Source organism: Pelomonas baiyunensis (assembly GCF_043555935.1).
Lineage (GTDB): Bacteria > Pseudomonadota > Gammaproteobacteria > Burkholderiales > Burkholderiaceae_C > Pelomonas > Pelomonas baiyunensis.
Window position 1 is genome coordinate 637,606 of the sequence record NZ_JBIGIB010000001.1, and the last position, 16,871, is coordinate 654,476.

The following is a 16,871-nucleotide window of genomic DNA, read 5'->3' on the forward strand; positions in this document are numbered from 1 at the left end:
ATGAAGCCGGCACGGTTTTGGATGTTGGCGTTGGCTTTGCTGGCCTGCGCGGGCACGGCGCGACTCGGCTTTTGGCAGCTCGACCGCGCCCAGCAAAAGCTGGATCTGCAAGCAGCGGCCGACGCGGCGCTCGCATTGCCGCCTCTTGGAGCGTCGGAGTTGCCACTGGCCCAAGCGCCACACCGACGTGTTCGGCTGCGTGGCCACTGGCTCTCGGCACACACCGTCTGGTTGGACAACCGGCCCATGGACGGGCGGGCGGGTTTTTATGTCGTCACGCCGCTGCGGCTGTCAGAAACCGGCCGCGTCCTGCTCGTGCAGCGGGGCTGGGCACCTCGTGACCCGTACGACCGTCAGCGCCTGCCAACGCTGCGCACGCCGTCAGACGAGGTGGCGGTCGAAGGTCAACTCGTGGATGGACCCTCTCGGCTCTATGACTTGGGTTCCGCTGGGTCTGGGGCCATCCGGCAGAATCTGGACATCGCAGCTTTCGGGCGTGAAGCGGGCATCGAACTGCTGCCCTACACGGTGGTTCAAACCGACCCGGCCACCGACGATGGATTGCTTCGGCACTGGCCGGCGCCGGATGTCGGGCTGCACAAACACTACGGCTACGCCTTTCAATGGTTTGCGCTTTGTGCGCTGATCGCCTGCCTTTATGTCTGGTTCCAACTCCTCCGCCCGCGGTTCCGGGCACGGCACGCCGACTGACGCGATGTCGCCTGTCTCTTTCTCGGTGCACAGCCTGCCGGACCCGTCTCAGCTGGGTCAGGGGCAGCGCCGCGCCGGGCGGCTGCGCATGCTGTTGGTGATGGCCGTGTGCGCTGCGCCAGTCATCGCGTCCTACTTCACCTTCTACGTGGTCAAGCCCAGTGGCTCGGCCTACGGTCAGCTGATCACGCCCACGGTGCCGCTGCCCACCAACTTGCCGCTGACGACACTTCAGGGCCAGCCAGTGGCTGCGGAGTCGTTGAAAGGTCAGTGGCTCCTGATCGCGGTGCAGCCGTCGGCCTGCGGCCAGGCTTGCGAGCGACAGTTGTTCGTGCAGCGCCAGTTGCGCGAGATGCTTGGCAAGGAGCGCGGTCGTGTCGACAAGGTGTGGCTGATTCCGGACGGCGGAACGCCTTCGCCCGCTGTGCTGGCCGCGGTGGAGCAAAAGGGCGTGGAGGCCACGGTGCTGCGCGTGGACCCGGTGCGCCTCGCGCAATGGCTGCAGCCCGCAGCAGGTGGCGGGGTCAGCGATCACTTTTACGTGGTCGACCCGATGGGCCGCTGGATGCTTCGCGCACCGGCTGATCCGGACCCGAAGAAGCTCAAGGGCGACCTCGACAAGTTGCTCAAGGCCAGCGCCGGCTGGGATGCTGCAGGGCGTTGATCACGCGATGAACGAGACCTTGATTCCCTTGGGCCAGGTGGCTGCCATCGGCGGTGCGGTGGCATTGGGGCCGTTGTGGTGGTGGCGTCAGCGCTCCCGAGCCAGCTCACCGGCGCAACGGCTGCGTGCGTTGACGCTGCTGACGGCCTTCCTGACCTTCGACCTGATCGTGTTCGGGGCGTTCACACGGTTGACCGATTCCGGCTTGGGCTGCCCGGACTGGCCCGGTTGCTACGCCGCGGCCAGCCCGATCGGCGCGCACGAGCCCATCAGTGCGGCCCAGGCCGCGATGCCCACGGGCCCGGTCACGCACAGCAAGGCTTGGATCGAAATGATCCATCGCTACCTGGCCAGCGGCGTCGGCTTGCTGATCTTGACCATGACGGTGCTCAGCTGGCGCTTGCGCCGGCAGCAGGGGGCGGCCGCGCCGTCGCCCTGGGTGGCCACCTGGACCTTGGCGTGGGTGTGCGTGCAGGGAGCGTTTGGGGCATTGACGGTGACCATGAAGCTCTTTCCAGCCATCGTCACCTTGCACCTGCTGTTCGGCATGGGGCTGTTGATGTTGCTGGCTTGGCAAGCCCAGCGGTTTGAGCCCCGGCGAACCCCGGCTCCCGCGGCTGTGCGCTGGGCTGTGACGGCGGTGTTGATCTTGACCGTCCTGCAGGTGGCGCTGGGCGGCTGGGTGAGCACCAATTACGCCGTGCTGGCCTGCGATGAGTTCCCGACCTGCCACGGCGGTCAGTGGTGGCCGGCCCTGGACTTCCATCAAGGCTTTCAATTTTGGCGAGAGTTGGGCCAACGGGCGGGCGGGGGCTTCCTCGGCTTTGAAGCGCTGGCGGCCATTCACATGGCGCACCGCCTGGGCGCGCTCGTGGTGTTCACCGCCGTGCTGGGCCTCGCCTGGCGGCTGCGCGCCGGGTTTCCCGGCTTCTCTCGCGCACTGATGGCCGTGGCCGCGTGGCAACTGGTGTCGGGCTTGTCCAACGTGGTGTTGGACTGGCCCATCGTGGCCGCCTTGGCCCACACCGCCGGTGCCGCCGCCCTGCTGTCTGTGCTCACCGTCTTGCTTGCGCGCCTCGGGCGACGCCTTTCCTGACCATGGCTTCCACTTCCACCGCCACCGGGGCGCCACTGCATTCGCGCTGGCAGCAGTACTACCAACTGACCAAGCCCCGCGTGGTTCAGCTCATCGTGTTTTGTGCGGCCATCGGCATGGCGCTGGCTGTGCCTGGGCTGCCCAGTGCCGCCCAGTTCGGCACCATGGCTGCGGCCGTGGCAGGCATCTGGCTGGTGGCCGGCGCCGCCGCGGCTTTCAACTGCCTGATTGAGGACGGCATTGACGCCCGCATGAAGCGCACCGCTTGGCGCGCCACCGCCAAGGGCGAACTGAGCCGGTCGCAGACGCTGTTGTTCTCGGCGCTGCTGTGTGCCGCCGGCATGGCGTTGCTTGCGATTTGGGTCAACGTGCTGACCATGTGGCTCACCTTCGCCACCTTCGTGGGCTATGCGGTCGTCTACACGGTCATCCTGAAGCCGATGACCCCGCAGAACATCGTGATCGGCGGGGCCTCGGGTGCCATGCCGCCGGTGCTGGGTTGGGCCGCGCTGCGGGGAGAGTTGGGCTTTGAGGCCTGGCTGCTGTGCCTGATCATCTTCCTCTGGACGCCGCCGCACTTCTGGGCTCTGGCCCTGTACCGGGCCGAAGACTACGCCCGCGCCGGGCTGCCCATGTTGCCGGTGACGCATGGCAACGACTACACGCGCCTGCAGATCCTGCTCTACACCTGGGTGTTGCTGGCGGCCACGCTGCTGCCCTTCCTCACGGGCATGAGTGGCTGGTTCTATCTGGTGAGTGCGGTCGGCCTGGGCTTGGGCTTCTGCGGGTACGCGCTGCGCCTGTGGCGGCAGTATTCCGAAGCGCTGGCGCGTCGCACCTTCTGGTTCTCCATCTGGCACCTGTCGCTGTTGTTCGCGGCACTGCTCATCGACCACTACATCGCATGACCACTCGCCGCCTCGTGCTCCTGGGCTCGCTTGCCCTGGCTTTGACCGCTTGCCAGAAAGCGGGCCCCGACCGCCCGGCTTTCAAGGGCGTGGAACTCACGGGCGCCGAATACGCCCGTCAGTTGAACCTCACCGACCAAGACGGTCGCGCGCGCTCGCTGGCGGACTTCAAAGGCAAAGTGCTGGTGGTGTTCTTCGGCTACACCCAGTGCCCCGACGTGTGCCCCACCACGATGGCTGAGGTGGCCGAGGTGAAGCGCTCCCTCGGCGCGGACGGCGACAAGGTGCAGGGCATCTTCGTGACCGTGGACCCGGAGCGTGACACCGCGCAGTTGTTGAAGTCGTACATGGCGAGCTTCGACCCGAGCTTTGTGGCCTTGCGAGGCAGCGCGGAGCAGACGCAGGCTGCCGCCAAGGAGTTCAAGGTCTTCTACGCCAAGGTGCCCGGCAAGACGCCTGAGAGCTACACCATGGACCACACCGCGGCCAGCTTCCTCTTCGACACCGAAGGGCGGGTGCGCGTGTACGCCCGCTACGGGGCCGGTGCCCAGCCGCTGGCCGACGACATCAAGCTGTTGCTCGCCGAGAAGTAGACCTCTGCCCCTGTGGCCTTCGGCCGCCCCCTCAAGGGGCACACCCGCAGGGCCGGCGGTGCCGTACCCTCGGGTGTCGCCGGATGAACAAAGCCCCGCAGTGCGGGGCTTTGTGACGGGCGCGGAGCAGGGATCAGGCGGCTTCGGTGAGCGCCTTCTTCATCTTCTTCATCGCGGCAACTTCGATCTGGCGGATGCGTTCGGCCGACACGCCGTACTCGGCAGCGAGTTCGTGCAGCGTCATGCCGCCGGAAGCGTCGTCGTTCACCTTCAGCCAGCGTTCTTCCACGATGCGGCGGCTGCGCGGGTCCAGCACGTCCAGCGCGCGGGCAATGCCGTCACCGGCGAGGGCGTCGCGCGAGCGGGCCTCGATGACCCGCGTGGGCTCGTGGCTGTCGTCGGCCAGGTAGGCGATGGGGGCAAACGCTTCACCGTCGTCATCGGTTTGCGGCTCCAGGGCCACGTCCCCGCCCGACAGGCGCGTTTCCATCTCCAGCACTTCTTCGCGCTTCACGTTGAGCTCGCGCGCCACATGGGCGATCTCGGCTTCGCTCAGCGTGTTGCGGTGCGTCTGGCCGTCGGCCTGATCGGCCTTCAGCTGGTGCTTCATCGAGCGCAGGTTGAAGAACAGCTTGCGTTGAGCTTTGGTCGTGGCGACCTTGACCATGCGCCAGTTCTTCAGGATGTACTCGTGGATCTCGGCCTTGATCCAGTGCATCGCATAGCTGACCAGGCGAACGCCTTGATCCGGGTCGAAGCGCTTGACGGCCTTCATCAGGCCGACGTTGCCTTCCTGGATCAGGTCGCCCTGGGGCAGACCGTAGCCGACGTACTGGCGCGAGATGGACACCACCAAGCGCAGGTGCGACAGCACCAGCCGGCCGGCAGCTTCGAGGTCGCCCTTGTCACGCAGGCTGCGCGCGGCGGAGTTTTCTTCCTCGGCGGTCAGCAGGGGCAGGCGGTTGACCGCGGAGATGTAGGCGTCCAGATTGCCCAGCGAGGGCACCAGGGCCCAGGGGTCGCGGACGGCAATGGCAGAAGAGGCGGACATCGTCTTGATCCTTCATGGCCGCTGGGTGCAATCCAGCGGTGACAGGAATATTAGCACTCTGATTTGGTGAGTGCTAATGCCAGCGACGATGTCTCAGGAATGCAGTGTTTCAGCCGCTGAAACAGTGGGCGGCTGCTCACTTGTGCTCAGTCGACGAGCCCGAAGTCCGGGCTTTTGATCATGGCTTCGATGTCCAGCAGGATCAGCATGCGCTCGCCGATCTTGCCCAGGCCGGTGATGAAGCGCGCGTCCATCGCGGCCGGCACTTCGGGGCGGGGCTTGATCTCTTCGTGGCTGAGTTCCAGCACGTCCGAGACCGAGTCCACCACGATGCCCACCACCCGGCCGGCGACGTTCAGCACGATCACGACCGTGAAGGCGTTGTACTCGCTGGGCTGACCCAGGCGCACGCGCAGGTCCAGGATGGGCACGATCACGCCGCGCAGGTTCACCACGCCTTTGACGTACACCGGCGCATTCGCCACGCGGGTGGGCGGCTCGTAGGAGCGGATTTCCTGCACGCGCAGGATGTCCAGACCGTATTCCTCCTCGCCAATGCGGAAGGTCAGGAACTGGCGGCCGTCGTGGCTTGCCTGGGCCTGCACGGCCTGGGCGCCGGTGCTGGGAACGAGGTCGGTGGAACTCATCGGGCGCTTCGGGAGGTTGGACTGAACTGGGACCTCATTTTGCCCGCTCCGGCTCGGCCCGCCCGGCCAACAACTGGTCGACCAGGGCTTGCAGCGCCTGAATGTCCAGCGGCTTGGTCAGGTAATGCCAGGCGCCGGCGGCCCGTGCCTGGGCGAGTTGTTCGGGTTGTGCATTGGCCGACAGCACCACCACCGGCATGCGCACCTGGCGGGCTTGGAGGGTGTTCAGCACGGTCAAGCCATCGCCATCGGGCAACTGCCAGTCCAGCAGCAGCAGAGCCGGCGGCTGGGACTGCAAGGCCTTGAGGCCGGCTTCCGCCGTGGTGGCGACTTCCAGCACCACATCGCCCCGCTGGGCCAGCATGCCGCGGATGACGTCGGCATTGAGCGGGTTGTCTTCGATGTACAGCACCCGGTGCGGGCCCGCCGCTTGCGCGGATGTGCCGGTGGCAGGCGGCGCGGGCGGTTGCCAAGCGGGCGGCGCCGGGGCGTCGAGCGGCGGCGCTGAACTGACCGGGCCCGATGCCGCCGCTTCGGGCAGGCGCACCACGAAGCGGGCGCCCGGCCCGCCGTTGGCTTCCGCGCGCAGGCTCCCACCCATCATTTCGGCCAGGCGCTGGCTGATGACCAGCCCAATGCCGGTGCCCGGCAGGTTGCTCTGCTCGCGGCCCAGCCGGTTGAAGGGCTGGAACAGGGCCTCGCGCTGTTCTTCCGTGAGGCCCAGGCCGGTGTCGGTCACCGCCACTTCCACCCAACCGGGCTCGGGGCGGCTGGCGTCGATGCGCACGCTGCCCCCTGGGCGGTTGTACTTGACCGCGTTGCTCAGCAGGTTGGTCAGGATCTGCGTCACGCGCGTGGCATCGCCGGTGATGCGGGTGGCGCCGTCGGCCACGTGCTGATGCAGGCTGATGCCGCGCTCGGCCGCCTGGCCTTGCACCAGGGCCAGGCTGCGCGCCAGCAGCGTGGGCAACTCCAGCGGGCCCAGGGTCAGCCGCAGGGAGCCGGACTCGATGCGGGACAGGTCCAGCGTGTCGTTGATCATCTCCAGCAGATGCCAGCCCGCGTGCCCGATCTGCTGAGCGCGGTTGCGCTGTGCGGGGGGCAGCGGCTCGGTCAGGTCCATCTGCATCAACTGGGCAAAGCCGAGGATGGCGTTCATCGGTGTGCGCAGCTCGTGGCTCATGCGCGAAAGGAAGTCGTTCTTCGCCTGGTTGGCGGCTTCGGCGGCGGCGCGGGCGCGGTCCAGTTCTTCGATGCGGAGTTGGTCGGTGATGTCTTCCACCACGCCCACCAAGCGGTGCGGGCGGCCATCCGGCCCGCGCAGCAGGCTGACCAGCACCCGCGCATGCACCACGTGGCCGTCCGGGCGCACATAGCGCTTGAGTCGCCGGTAGAACGGAATCTCGCCGCGTGTGAGGCGCCGGCCCAGCCGGACGTCTTCCTGCCGGTCGTCCGGGTGCGTCACTTCAATCGACCGCCGCCCCATCAGTGCCTCCGCGGCGTACCCGACGAGGTGGCAGAACTGTGGGTTCACCTCCTGGAAGGCGCCATTCAGATCGGTGAAGGCGATGCCGATGGGGGCGGTCTCGAAGATGCTGCGAAAGCGCTGTTCGCTTCGCGTGAGTGCCTGTTCGCCCTCGGCCCGGTTGGCGGTTTCGCGGGCGAGGGCGGCGGTGCGCTCGCGCACCATCGCTTCCACGTGCAGGGTGCGGCCGGACATCAGCAGCAGCAACGCCCCCACCATTGCGGTGGCCAGCAGCCCCACCAGCGCGAAAGCCCAACTGCGCCCGGCCGTCGGCGCCATGCCGGGCAGGTCGTGCATGCGCAGCTCCCACCGGCGGCCGCCGAACTCCAGCGGCAAGGTGACCACCGGAAACGGCGCGTCGGCCGTGCGCACCAGTGCCTCGCAGCCCGGGCGACCGGCCAGGCGCGTGTACGCCGCAGACGGCTCCAGGTCCACGAGGCAAGCGCCCAGGTAGGGCGGCCAGCTCGCACTCAGCCGGGCCAGCAGGATGTCGGGTCGCAGGGTCGCGAACACCACGCCGTCCAGCGCCGCTTCGCTGGGGGGCTGGCCAGCGCGGTACAGCGGCTGGTACACCACCACGCCCAGCGCGGCCTCGCGGTCTTGCGAGAGCTGGAACCCGGCCGAAGCCACTGCTTGCCCGCGCTGTGCGGCGGTCTCGATCGCTGCCTTGGCCCCCGGGATGGTCCGCACGTTGATGCCCAAGGCCGGCGCGTTGCGTGACAACGGTTCGATCAGCCGGATGACGTAGAGGTCTTCCTCGGGCGGTGGGCGCAGGTCGCCGGCACGCAGCCGGTCGCGGGCCTGAAGGCCGCCCGGAAAGGCATCGGTGCGTGCCGCCGCGTTGAACTTCGTCAGATCGGACCGCGCCACCCGCAGCGTCTGCCCCAGGGCCAGCAGTGGGGTGTCGCCCTGCAGGAAGCCCTCGGTTGCCTTGACGAATTGGTCGCGCGTCGGACGGGGCACCACCTTCACCAGGCCGTGCGTGGCCTCCAGGGCCATCAGCGGCTCGCGCAGCCGGGCGGCAAAACCTTGGGCCGCCGTGGTGGCCTCGCGGGTGAAATCGGCGCGGTTGCTCTGCCGGTCCCACTCCACCGTGGCGGCCACACCCAGCCCGACGAGCAAGGTGGTGGCCAGCATCGGCAAGCCCACGCTCAGCCGACGCGACGCCCAGGCGCTGCGCGGATGCCCGATGAGTGCCAGCGTGATGGGCGTGGCAATCAGCACGCCCATCAGGTCGCCGGTGGCCCAGACCGTCCAGACCACGGCCATTTGTGACGTGCTGATCGCGTTCGCGCCCTTCAACACCAAGGTGGCCCAGGTGGGGCTGATCAAGCCGGCCAAGGCGACGGCGGCCAGGTAGGCCGCCACCTCGCGCGGCGAGGCCAGCACCAGCGGCCGGCCGCACCACCGGCGCATCAGCCAGGTGCCCGCCGCCGCCTGGGCAGAGGCCCCCACCGCAATGGCGGCCGCCACCAACTCCACCGGCACCGCCAGGCCCGACATGCTGGTGACCTGCACCACAAACGACCCCAGCCCCACGGCCGGCAGGTAGCGCAGCCCGCCCACCAGCAGCACCGCCAGGCCCCAGCCCGCGGCGGGGTAGATGGGCGCCACCTGGTAGGGCGGCAGCACCATCAGCAGCCCCAGGCGGCCCAGCAGGTAGTAAACGAGCGTGATGCCGGCCGACAGCGCCAGGTACCGGCCCATGCCGGCACCACTCGCCCAAGGCCGGCTTTCGAGGTTCATTCCGCGCGTGCTTCCCGCAGCGTTTGCACCACGGGGCGCTGCAACACCCCGCGCAGGCTCCACCAGCCGGCGGCCCACGCCAGCAGTGCGCCCACCGCCGCCGTGCCCAGCGGCACCCAGGGCTTCAAGGCCCATTCAAACTGAAACACGTAGCGCGCCAGCAGCGCCGCCATCAGCAAAGCCACGCCGCCGGCCAGGAACCCGGCCAGCGCGCCCACGCCCAGCAACTCGGCGCGCTGCACCTGCGCCAACAGCGCGCTGGGAGCGCCCAAGGCCCGCATCAGGGCGAACTCCCGGGTGCGCGCCTCGCGCGTGCTGCCCACGGCGGTCAGCAGCACCACCAGGCCCGTGGCGAGCGTGAAGGCAAACAGGAACTGCACCGCCTGGATGACCTGGTTCAGCACGCCCTGCACTTGATTCAGCTGGGCCGAAACATCGATGACCGTGAGGTTGGGAAAGCGCCGGGCGAGCGCACGGTCCAGCCCCGCCGCCGCGGGCGTGCGGTAGGCCGCGATTTGCGTGGCGGGCAACTCGGGCAGGGCGTCCGCCTCGAACAGCACGAAGAAGTTCACCCGCATGGACGACCAGTCCACCTTGCGCAGGCTGGTGACGCGGCCCTGGACGGGCGTTCCGGCGATGTCGAAGCTCAGCGCATCGCCCAGCTTCAGGCCCAGGGATTTGGCCAGGCCTTCTTCCACGCTCATCGCAAGTTGTGCCCCGGCTCCGGCCCCAGCTCCGGGCGTGCCGGCGGTGTCAGGCCGGGCTGCCGGCGCCTCGCCCCATTGCCCGCCCGCCAGGCGGTTGTGGTCAGGCAGCGTGGCGGTGTGGCTGAGGTTGAACTCGCGTTCGGCCAGCCGTTGCGCGCGTTCATCGGCGAACTGACGACCCTGCACGGCTTGGCCGTTGATCGTGGTCAGCCGGCCGCGAATCATGGGATACCAGTCGTACTGCGTCACCCCGGCCTCGGTCAGGGTCTGGCGAAAGTCGGCCGCCTGATCGGGCTGGATGTTGATGACGAACCGGTCCGGCGCCGAGGCCGGCGTGGCCTGGCGCCAGCTGTCGATGAGGTCCGTGCGCAGCAGCACCAGCAACGCCAGCGCCAGCAGGCCCACCGCCAGCGACGACACCTGCATGACCGCGAACCCCGGCCGCGCCGCCACCTGGCGGGTGGCCAGCAGCAGCCAGCGCGGCACGCGCGCCCCCGGCACCTCGCTGGGCACCAGGCGGCGCAGCAGCCGCACCGCCGCCCAGGCCAAGCCCGCAAACACCAGCACCGCGCCTGCAAAGCCCGCCGCAGCAATGCCGCCCAGCACCAAGTCGCCCGCCAGCACCACCAAGATGGCGCCCAGGCCCGCCACACCGGCGGCCAGCACCAGCAGCGAGCCCGCCTTGGGAGCGCCCAGGTCCCGGCGGATCACCCGCAGCGGCGGCACGGCCGCCAGTTGCAGCACCGGCGGCAGGCCAAAGCCCATCAGCAACGACAACCCCAGCCCCAGGCCCAGCAGCGCCGGCCACAGGCTGGGCGCCGGCAGCGCCACGTCGATCAGCCCTGCCAGCAGAGACACGAACACCTGGTGCAGCCCCAGCCCCAGCAGCACGCCCACCGTGCTGGCGGCCAGGCCAGCCATCAGGAACTCGGCCGTGTACGCCCAGGCAATGCGGCGCTGCGGTTGCCCCAGCACGCGCATCATGGCGCAGGCGTCCAGGTGGCGCGCGGCAAAGTCGCGCGCCGCCAGGGCCACGGCCACGGCCGCCAGCAGGGCCGACAGCATGGCCACCAGCCGCAGGAACCGCGCCGCGCGGTCCAGCGTCTGCTGCATTTCGGGCCGGCCGGACTCCAGCGACTCCAACCGCACCCCGCGCAGCTTGCGCTGGTCGATCTCGGCCTGCGCGCCGGCCACAAACCGGGCGATGGCGTCCGTGGCAGCGCCCGGCGCCGGCACCAGGGCCATCCGGTAGGCAATGCGGCTGGCCGGTTGCACCAGGTGGGTGGCGGCCAGGTCCTGCTCGGCCAGCATCACCCGGGGGGCGAAGTTCATGAACCCGGCGCCGCGGTCGGGCTCGGTCTCGATCAAGGCACTCACGCGGAACTGGCTGTCACCCAGCAGCAGCGGGTCCCCCAACCGCAGGCTCAGGCCATCGGCCAAGGCGGGGTCGATCCACACCTCACCGGCCGCGGGTGCCGCGCCCTGGCCGGGCAGGGCTGCGCGGAAGCTGACCCGGCCGCGAAGCGGGTAGCCAGGCGATACCGACTTCACGGCCACCAAGCGGCTCTCGCCGCCCTGGGCGTCGGGTACGCGGGCCATGCTGGGGAAGCTCGCGCTGCGCACGGTGGTCAGCTGCAGCTGGCGAGCCAGGTCCACCAGCGCCTCGGGCGTGGGCTGGTCACTCGCCACCACCGCATCTCCGCCCAGCAGCTGACCGGCATCGCGGCGCAGCCCTTGGTCCAGCCGGTCCGACAGAAACGCCACGGCGCACAGCGCGGCCACCGCCAGCGCCACGGCCAGCATCAGCAGCCGCAATTCACCGGCGCGCCAGTCGCGCCACAGCTGACGCCATGCAACGGCCAAAGTGGAAGGCGGGCGCAGGTCAACTCGGGCGGGCAACGTCATGCGCGTCACTGTAGCGGCGCGGCTTCATCGGTGCCCCGGGTCGGATACCGGGTCAAAGCGCGCTCAGACGCCTGTAAACTCTCGGGCGCTGCGGGTGTAGTTCAATGGTAGAACGCTAGCTTCCCAAGCTCGATACGTGGGTTCGATTCCCATCACCCGCTCCAGCATTCATCAACGGCCCCACTCGGGGCCGTTTTTCATGGTGCGGCCACCGTGGCGGCGGCGTGCAGGCAGTCGGCGCAGACGGTGTCGGCCACCACCACGCTGCGGGCGGCCGGGGGGAGGTCCAGTTGCTCCGGAGGTTGCCAGGCGGTGGCGGCGTTCGCGGCTCGCAAGCGCAAGCACTGGCTGCACCGGTACCACGCAGCGCGCGGTGGTTGGCCGTAGCGGAAGGTGGTGGCGCTGGCCTTGGGGGTGGCACTGAGGAGCCGATGCTGAACCAGCACCTCGCCCTCGGGCAGCGGCTGCACCGTCATTTCAAGGCTGCGGCGCATGCCCGGGGCGTCACATCGATAGGCCAGCGTGCGGGGCAAGCCGGTGAGCCGTGTGGCTTCCAGCGCGGCGGCCAGAAACATGCGAGTCACGTCACCGCTCAGGAAGTCGCTCAAGGGCTGCCCCAGCACGTGGGCGGACGTGGCGGTGTGGCCGCCGTTGGCCTCCGCGAACTGATCCCAGTCCGGGTCTACCTCAACGATGCGGTCATCCGCGTCGACGCGGTACCAGCGGTCGGCCGTGGCGTCGGGGTTCATCCGGCCATTTGCGGTTGGGACTGCTGCCACTGCAGCAGTTGGTCGGGCGGCATGGGCCGGGCCACGTGGTAGCCCTGCACCACGGGCGGGCAGTGAAAGCCACGCAGGCAGTCGGCCTGCGCCTCGGTTTCCACGCCTTCAGCCACCACACGCAGGCCCAGCGCATGGGCCATGGCCATGATGGCGGTGACGATCTCGCGGTCGTCGCGCTGGTCCACCACGCCGTCGATGAAGCTGCGGTCGATCTTGAGCTCGGTCAGCGGCAACTGGCGCAAGCGCGCGAGTGAGGAGTAGCCGGTGCCAAAGTCGTCCAGCGACAGCTGCACGTTCAGGCGCCGCAGCTGCTGCAGCAAAGGCTCCAGGTGCTCGCGTTGTTGCATGAGTGCGCCCTCGGTGATTTCGAGCACCAGCCGGTCGCCGGGAATGCGGTGGTGCATCAGGTGGCCTTGCAGCTTGTCGGCAAAACTGCGGTCGCGCAACTGCCGGGGTGCCACGTTGACCGACACCATCAGCTCGTGCAGCCCGGCGGCGCGCCACTGCGCGAGTTGGGCGCAGGCGGCGTCCAGCACCCAGTCACCAATTTCCTCGATCAGCGAGGTTTCCTCGGCGATGGGCAGGAAGAGGGAGGGCGCCACCCAGTTGCCATCGGCCGTGGGCCAGCGCAGCAGGGCTTCCACACCGAGCAGGGCGCCGGTCTGCGCGTCGACCTGCGGTTGGTAGTGCAGGCGCAGCTCCCGGTTGGTCACGGCCTTGCGCAGCTCGCTCTCCACCGTGAGCCGGTTGCGGGCGCTTTCTCCCACCTCGGACGAGAAAAACACATAGCGCCCGCGGCCGCTGCGCTTGGCGCGGTACATGGCGGCGTCGGCGTTGCGCATCAGGGCGTTGCTGTCTTTGCCGTCGGATGGGTAGAGCGTGATGCCGATGCTGGCTGCGGTGGTGAGCACGGTGTCTTGCAGCGTGAAGGTTTGCGACAGGCTGCGGCTGATGCGTTCCACCGTTTGCAGGCATTCGTGGCGCGATGTGTTCTCCAGCACCACCACGAACTCGTCGCCGCCCAGGCGGGCGACGGTGTCGGCCGCCCGCACGCTTTCGCTGATGCGCCGCGCGGCGGTGCACAGCATGTCGTCCCCCGCTTCATGGCCGAGGCTGTCGTTGACGTGTTTGAAGTTGTCCAGGTCCAGGAACACGACCGCCACCTCGCTGTGGCCGCGCTCGGCCGCCTGCAGCGCGTGCTTGAGGCGGTCCAGCAGCAGGCGCCGGTTGGGCAGTTTGGTGAGGGGGTCATGCGTGGCGAGCTGGGCCGCTTGCTCTTGCTCGCGGGCCAACACGGTGATGTCGGAAAACACCCCGGTGTAGTGGCTGACCTGGCCCTGGGCGTCGCGCAGGGCGGCAAGCGTCAGCCACTCGGGGAACTCGTCGCCCGCCTTGCGGCGGTTCCAGATTTCACCTTCCCACATCCCGGCGTCACCCACCTGCCGCCACAGGTTCTCAAAGAACGCCGCGTCGTGCCGCGGCGAGGCCAGCATCTGCGGCGTCTTGCCGATGGCTTCCTCGGCGGAGTAGCCGGTGATGCGGGTGAAGGCGGGGTTGACCTTGACGATGCGGTACTCGGCGTCGGTGACGATCTGGGCCTGCCCGCAGTGCTCGAACGCCGCGGCGGCGGTGTGGGCGCCTTGGTCGGTGCGCTGTCGGGCGGTGATGTCCATGGCCTGCACCGTCACGCCTGCCAAGGTGCCGTCGGCGTCATGCAAGGGCGTGCGATGCACGTGCCAGGCTTTGTCTTGCCCTTGAACCGAGAGCGTTTCGTCGCGCGGCGGAACGGGGCGTTCGTTCAAGGCCTGCAAGTCACCCGCGCGCAGCGGTTGGGCCAGGGCCGGCGGCAAGCTCAGGGCATCGGTTCGGCCCAACAGCGTGTCAGCCTCGACCTCCAGGAAGCGGCAGTAGGCTGGGTTGGCGAACAGGTAGCGGCCCGAGGCGTCTTTGACGGCAAGCATGAGTGCGCCCGCTTGCACGGCTCGATCCAGGTGGTGGTCTGTGCGCTGCTGGGCGCGTTCATCACGGGCAACGTCGGTGTTGTCCGTGAGGGTGATGACCATGCCGCGCCGCACGCCGCCGGTGACTTTGTGGGCCACGTGCAGCACGTACTCGCGGCCATCGTCCGTGGGCGGCAGCGGCACCGAGACGGTGCTGGCCGACACCATGGCCTGGTGCAGCGCCCCGGTGAAGTCGGGCATGCCCCGCGGGCGGCGGACCGTGGAAATGTGCAGGCCTTCGCAGCCCGGGCTGAGCAGGAAGATGCGCGCCGCCGCGTCGTTGAAGCGGGTGATGGCCAGGTGCTCGTCCACCACCAGCAGGGGCAGGTCGATGCAGTTCTGGATGGCCTGCAACTCGTCCGTCAGCAACTGGTGCAGGCGCCAGTGGTGGTTCAGCTCGGCATTGACCGTGGCCAGTTCCTGGTTGGTGGCCTGCAACTCTTCGTTGGCGGCTTCCAGCTCTTCGTTGCTCGCCTGCAGTTCCTCGTTGGTGGCTTGGGCTTCCTCGTTCAGCGCCTGCATCTCTTCGGCGTTGGTCTCGAGTTGCGACACCAGGGCCCGCAGTTGCTCGCTGGCGTCTCCGCTGCCAACCAACGCGGCGGCGGGGTTCACTTCGGTGCTGGCCTGTGCTGCAGACGGCGTCGGCCGTGTGCGCTGGCGCTTCAAGAAGGCCAGCAGGGCTTGGTGACGGTGGCCGCGTTGAAAGGGGTGCAGCACGGCACGCCAGGCTTGGCGACTGCGGCCGGTGCTGATGAGCAGCTCGGTGTGCGTGGGCTCGCTGGCATCCAGCGGCAGCGCGCACAGGGCACGAAGCTGGGCCGCCACCTCCGGCCGCGCCAGGGACATGAGGTCAAACGTTTGCGCACCCGGCTGCAGCCCCAGGAAGGGGCCGACATCTCCGTGGATGTGTAGCACCTGCAGCCGATCGTCCAGCAGCACGCAGGGGGGCAGGTAGTGGTCGGCCGCCAGCCGAAGCAGTTGGCTTTCGGCATCGGCAGTGGGGGCCCGCCGACCCACACTGCCCGCCGCGGCGTTGGGCAACGACGAGGTCAGTGTGGCCAGCTGCGCGGGGCCGGGTCTGCGCTCGTACAGCCGGTCGACGTGCTTGACCGGAGCGAACAAGGCCTCGTGGTGCAGCACCGATTCGCTGCGGCCGAGGAACAGCAAGCCCTGCGGCTTCAGCGCGTAATGGAACGCCGCCATCACGCGGGACTGCGCATCGGGTTTCAGGTAAATCAGCAGGTTGCGGCAGCTGATGAGGTCCATGCGCGGCAGGGGCGGGTCGCGCGTCACGTCTTGCCGTGAAAACACCACCCGCTCTCGCAGCCGGCGTGAGAACTCGAACTGCGCACTCACGGGTTTGAAATGACGCGCGCGCAGCAGCGCGGGCAACCCTGCCACGGCCGACGCCGGGTACACGCCACGGCGCGCAATGGCCAAGGCCTCCATGTCCAGGTCGGTGGCGAAGATCTGGAACGTGTCGCTGGCCGCGTGGCCCTCGAGCGCTTCCGCATACACCATGGCCAGCGAGTAGGCCTCCTCACCCGTGGCGCAGCCCGCCACCCAGATGCGCAGCGGGCTGTCGGTGTCGCGCGCCTTCAGTTGCTCCCGCACATGCTCGGCCAGGGCGCTGAAGGCTTCGCTGTCGCGCCAGAACGTGGTGACGGAGATCAGCGCATCGCGCGTGAGTTGGTCCAGTTCGGCCGCATCGCTCTCGCACAGGTGCAGGTAATCGGCGGGCGTGTCGACGCTGCGCGCTTGCATGCGGCGCGAGATGCGGCGCATCAGCGTGGCTTCTTTGTAGAGCTCAAAGTCAATGCCGCCGTGCCGCCGCAGCAGGGCGAACAGGCCCTGAAAGCTGTCGGCGTTTGCCGCTGCTGCGCCCAGGTCTGTGGGGCCACTGCCGGCGGAAGGCAAGTCCGCCAGCGCTGCACCGATGCCCTCGGGCGTTCGAGAGAGGTCGGCGCCCACGCTGTCCAGCGCTGCTTCGGGCATGCCGCTGTATTTGGCGGTTCGGGGCGCCTGCACCAGGACCCGCCCGCCCTCGGCAAGGATGCGCCGCAGACCGATGGCGCCGTCGCTGCCCGTGCCGGACAGCACCACGCCCACCGCCTGCGGGCCCGCCGTGTCGGCCAGGGACGCAAAGAACAGGTTGATCGACGGGCGGGGCAGGGACTGCGGGTCTGGCACGGTCAAGCGCAGTCGGCTGCCGTCGTATTCGACATGCGCGTTCGGCGGGCACACGAACAGGCAGCCCGGCGCCAGTGCGGTGCCGTCCTGGATCTCGCGCACCACCAATGCGGTTTGGCGCGAGAGGATGTCGGCCATCAGCGAGCGGTGCGTGGGGGCGAGGTGCTGCAACACCACGTAGCACATGTCCGCCCGTCCGGGCAGGCCTGGCAGCACCTGCTGCAAGGCCTCCAGCCCCCCAGCCGAAGCCCCGATGCCCACCACGTAGCCCTCGAAGGGCGTCAGGGCGGTGGAGAGCTCCGAATTTGCAGTCGACAGCATGGGCGCATCCTGTGCTGCAATCCAA

The 16,871-nt window shown here is 68.9% G+C and carries 11 protein-coding genes and 1 tRNA gene; 6 read left to right on the forward strand and 6 right to left on the reverse strand.

Annotated features, from left to right (window positions below):
* Genes ACG01O_RS02780 through ACG01O_RS02800 form a run of 5 tightly spaced genes read left to right on the forward strand, consistent with a single transcriptional unit; the run spans position 1 to position 3,972 of the window.
* Entirely contained in the window at positions 1 to 711 is a 711-nt protein-coding gene (locus ACG01O_RS02780) for an SURF1 family protein (protein ID WP_394381159.1), read from the forward strand.
* Between the two features lie 4 nt (positions 712 to 715).
* On the forward strand, positions 716 to 1,375 hold the full coding sequence (locus ACG01O_RS02785; protein ID WP_394381162.1) for an SCO family protein: 660 nt from the start codon (positions 716 to 718) through the stop codon (positions 1,373 to 1,375).
* A gap of 7 nt (positions 1,376 to 1,382) precedes the next feature.
* Complete coding sequence (locus ACG01O_RS02790) at positions 1,383 to 2,471, forward strand: COX15/CtaA family protein (RefSeq protein WP_394381165.1); 1,089 nt, start codon at positions 1,383 to 1,385, stop codon at positions 2,469 to 2,471.
* 2 nt (positions 2,472 to 2,473) lie between these two features.
* Positions 2,474 to 3,379 carry a heme o synthase gene (gene cyoE / locus ACG01O_RS02795; protein ID WP_394381168.1) on the forward strand — a complete coding sequence of 302 codons (906 nt, stop codon included), beginning with the start codon at positions 2,474 to 2,476 and terminating at the stop codon, positions 3,377 to 3,379.
* Positions 3,376 to 3,972, forward strand: a complete 597-nt coding sequence (locus ACG01O_RS02800) for an SCO family protein (RefSeq protein ID WP_394381171.1) — start codon at positions 3,376 to 3,378, stop codon at positions 3,970 to 3,972. Before cyoE ends, ACG01O_RS02800 begins: the two co-directional genes overlap by 4 nt.
* 133 nt (positions 3,973 to 4,105) lie before the next feature.
* Here the strand turns inward: ACG01O_RS02800 and rpoH are convergent, their stop codons facing one another.
* The 4 genes from rpoH to ACG01O_RS02820 all read right to left on the reverse strand — a co-directional run bounded on the left by rpoH (position 4,106) and on the right by ACG01O_RS02820 (position 11,553).
* Positions 4,106 to 5,023 (reverse strand): RNA polymerase sigma factor RpoH, encoded by a 918-nt coding sequence (rpoH, locus tag ACG01O_RS02805; protein ID WP_394381174.1) that lies wholly within the window; start codon positions 5,021 to 5,023, stop codon positions 4,106 to 4,108.
* Between the two features lie 146 nt (positions 5,024 to 5,169).
* Positions 5,170 to 5,670, reverse strand: a complete 501-nt coding sequence (locus ACG01O_RS02810) for a chemotaxis protein CheW (protein ID WP_394381177.1) — start codon at positions 5,668 to 5,670, stop codon at positions 5,170 to 5,172.
* 34 nt (positions 5,671 to 5,704) lie between these two features.
* Positions 5,705 to 8,941: a PAS domain S-box protein gene (locus ACG01O_RS02815; RefSeq protein WP_394381180.1), complete on the reverse strand. Its 3,237-nt coding sequence runs from the start codon at positions 8,939 to 8,941 to the stop codon at positions 5,705 to 5,707.
* Entirely contained in the window at positions 8,938 to 11,553 is a 2,616-nt protein-coding gene (locus tag ACG01O_RS02820; RefSeq protein WP_394381183.1) for an ABC transporter permease, read from the reverse strand. The genes ACG01O_RS02815 and ACG01O_RS02820 overlap by 4 nt, the downstream gene beginning before the upstream one ends.
* A 90-nt stretch (positions 11,554 to 11,643) precedes the next feature.
* On the opposite strand from ACG01O_RS02820, the gene ACG01O_RS02825 reads away from it, so the two are divergent.
* Positions 11,644 to 11,717 (forward strand) — tRNA-Gly (locus ACG01O_RS02825).
* Between the two features lie 33 nt (positions 11,718 to 11,750).
* Here the strand turns inward: ACG01O_RS02825 and ACG01O_RS02830 are convergent.
* Positions 11,751 to 12,302 carry a hypothetical protein gene (locus tag ACG01O_RS02830; RefSeq protein WP_394381185.1) on the reverse strand — a complete coding sequence of 184 codons (552 nt, stop codon included), beginning with the start codon at positions 12,300 to 12,302 and terminating at the stop codon, positions 11,751 to 11,753.
* Complete coding sequence (locus tag ACG01O_RS02835; protein ID WP_394381187.1) at positions 12,299 to 16,846, reverse strand: EAL domain-containing protein; 4,548 nt, start codon at positions 16,844 to 16,846, stop codon at positions 12,299 to 12,301. The genes ACG01O_RS02830 and ACG01O_RS02835 overlap by 4 nt, the downstream gene beginning before the upstream one ends.
* Positions 16,847 to 16,871: the final 25 nt, after the last annotated feature.

Coding starts and splice junctions, on each gene's coding strand:
- ACG01O_RS02780 (WP_394381159.1), top strand. CDS start 1: ATGAAGCCGGCACGGTTTTGGATGTTGGCGTTGGCTTTGCTGGCCTGC.
- ACG01O_RS02785 (WP_394381162.1), top strand. CDS start 716: ATGTCGCCTGTCTCTTTCTCGGTGCACAGCCTGCCGGACCCGTCTCAG.
- ACG01O_RS02790 (WP_394381165.1), top strand. CDS start 1,383: ATGAACGAGACCTTGATTCCCTTGGGCCAGGTGGCTGCCATCGGCGGT.
- cyoE (WP_394381168.1), top strand. CDS start 2,474: ATGGCTTCCACTTCCACCGCCACCGGGGCGCCACTGCATTCGCGCTGG.
- ACG01O_RS02800 (WP_394381171.1), top strand. CDS start 3,376: ATGACCACTCGCCGCCTCGTGCTCCTGGGCTCGCTTGCCCTGGCTTTG.
- rpoH (WP_394381174.1), bottom strand. CDS start 5,023: ATGTCCGCCTCTTCTGCCATTGCCGTCCGCGACCCCTGGGCCCTGGTG.
- ACG01O_RS02810 (WP_394381177.1), bottom strand. CDS start 5,670: ATGAGTTCCACCGACCTCGTTCCCAGCACCGGCGCCCAGGCCGTGCAG.
- ACG01O_RS02815 (WP_394381180.1), bottom strand. CDS start 8,941: ATGAACCTCGAAAGCCGGCCTTGGGCGAGTGGTGCCGGCATGGGCCGG.
- ACG01O_RS02820 (WP_394381183.1), bottom strand. CDS start 11,553: ATGACGTTGCCCGCCCGAGTTGACCTGCGCCCGCCTTCCACTTTGGCC.
- ACG01O_RS02830 (WP_394381185.1), bottom strand. CDS start 12,302: ATGAACCCCGACGCCACGGCCGACCGCTGGTACCGCGTCGACGCGGAT.
- ACG01O_RS02835 (WP_394381187.1), bottom strand. CDS start 16,846: ATGCTGTCGACTGCAAATTCGGAGCTCTCCACCGCCCTGACGCCCTTC.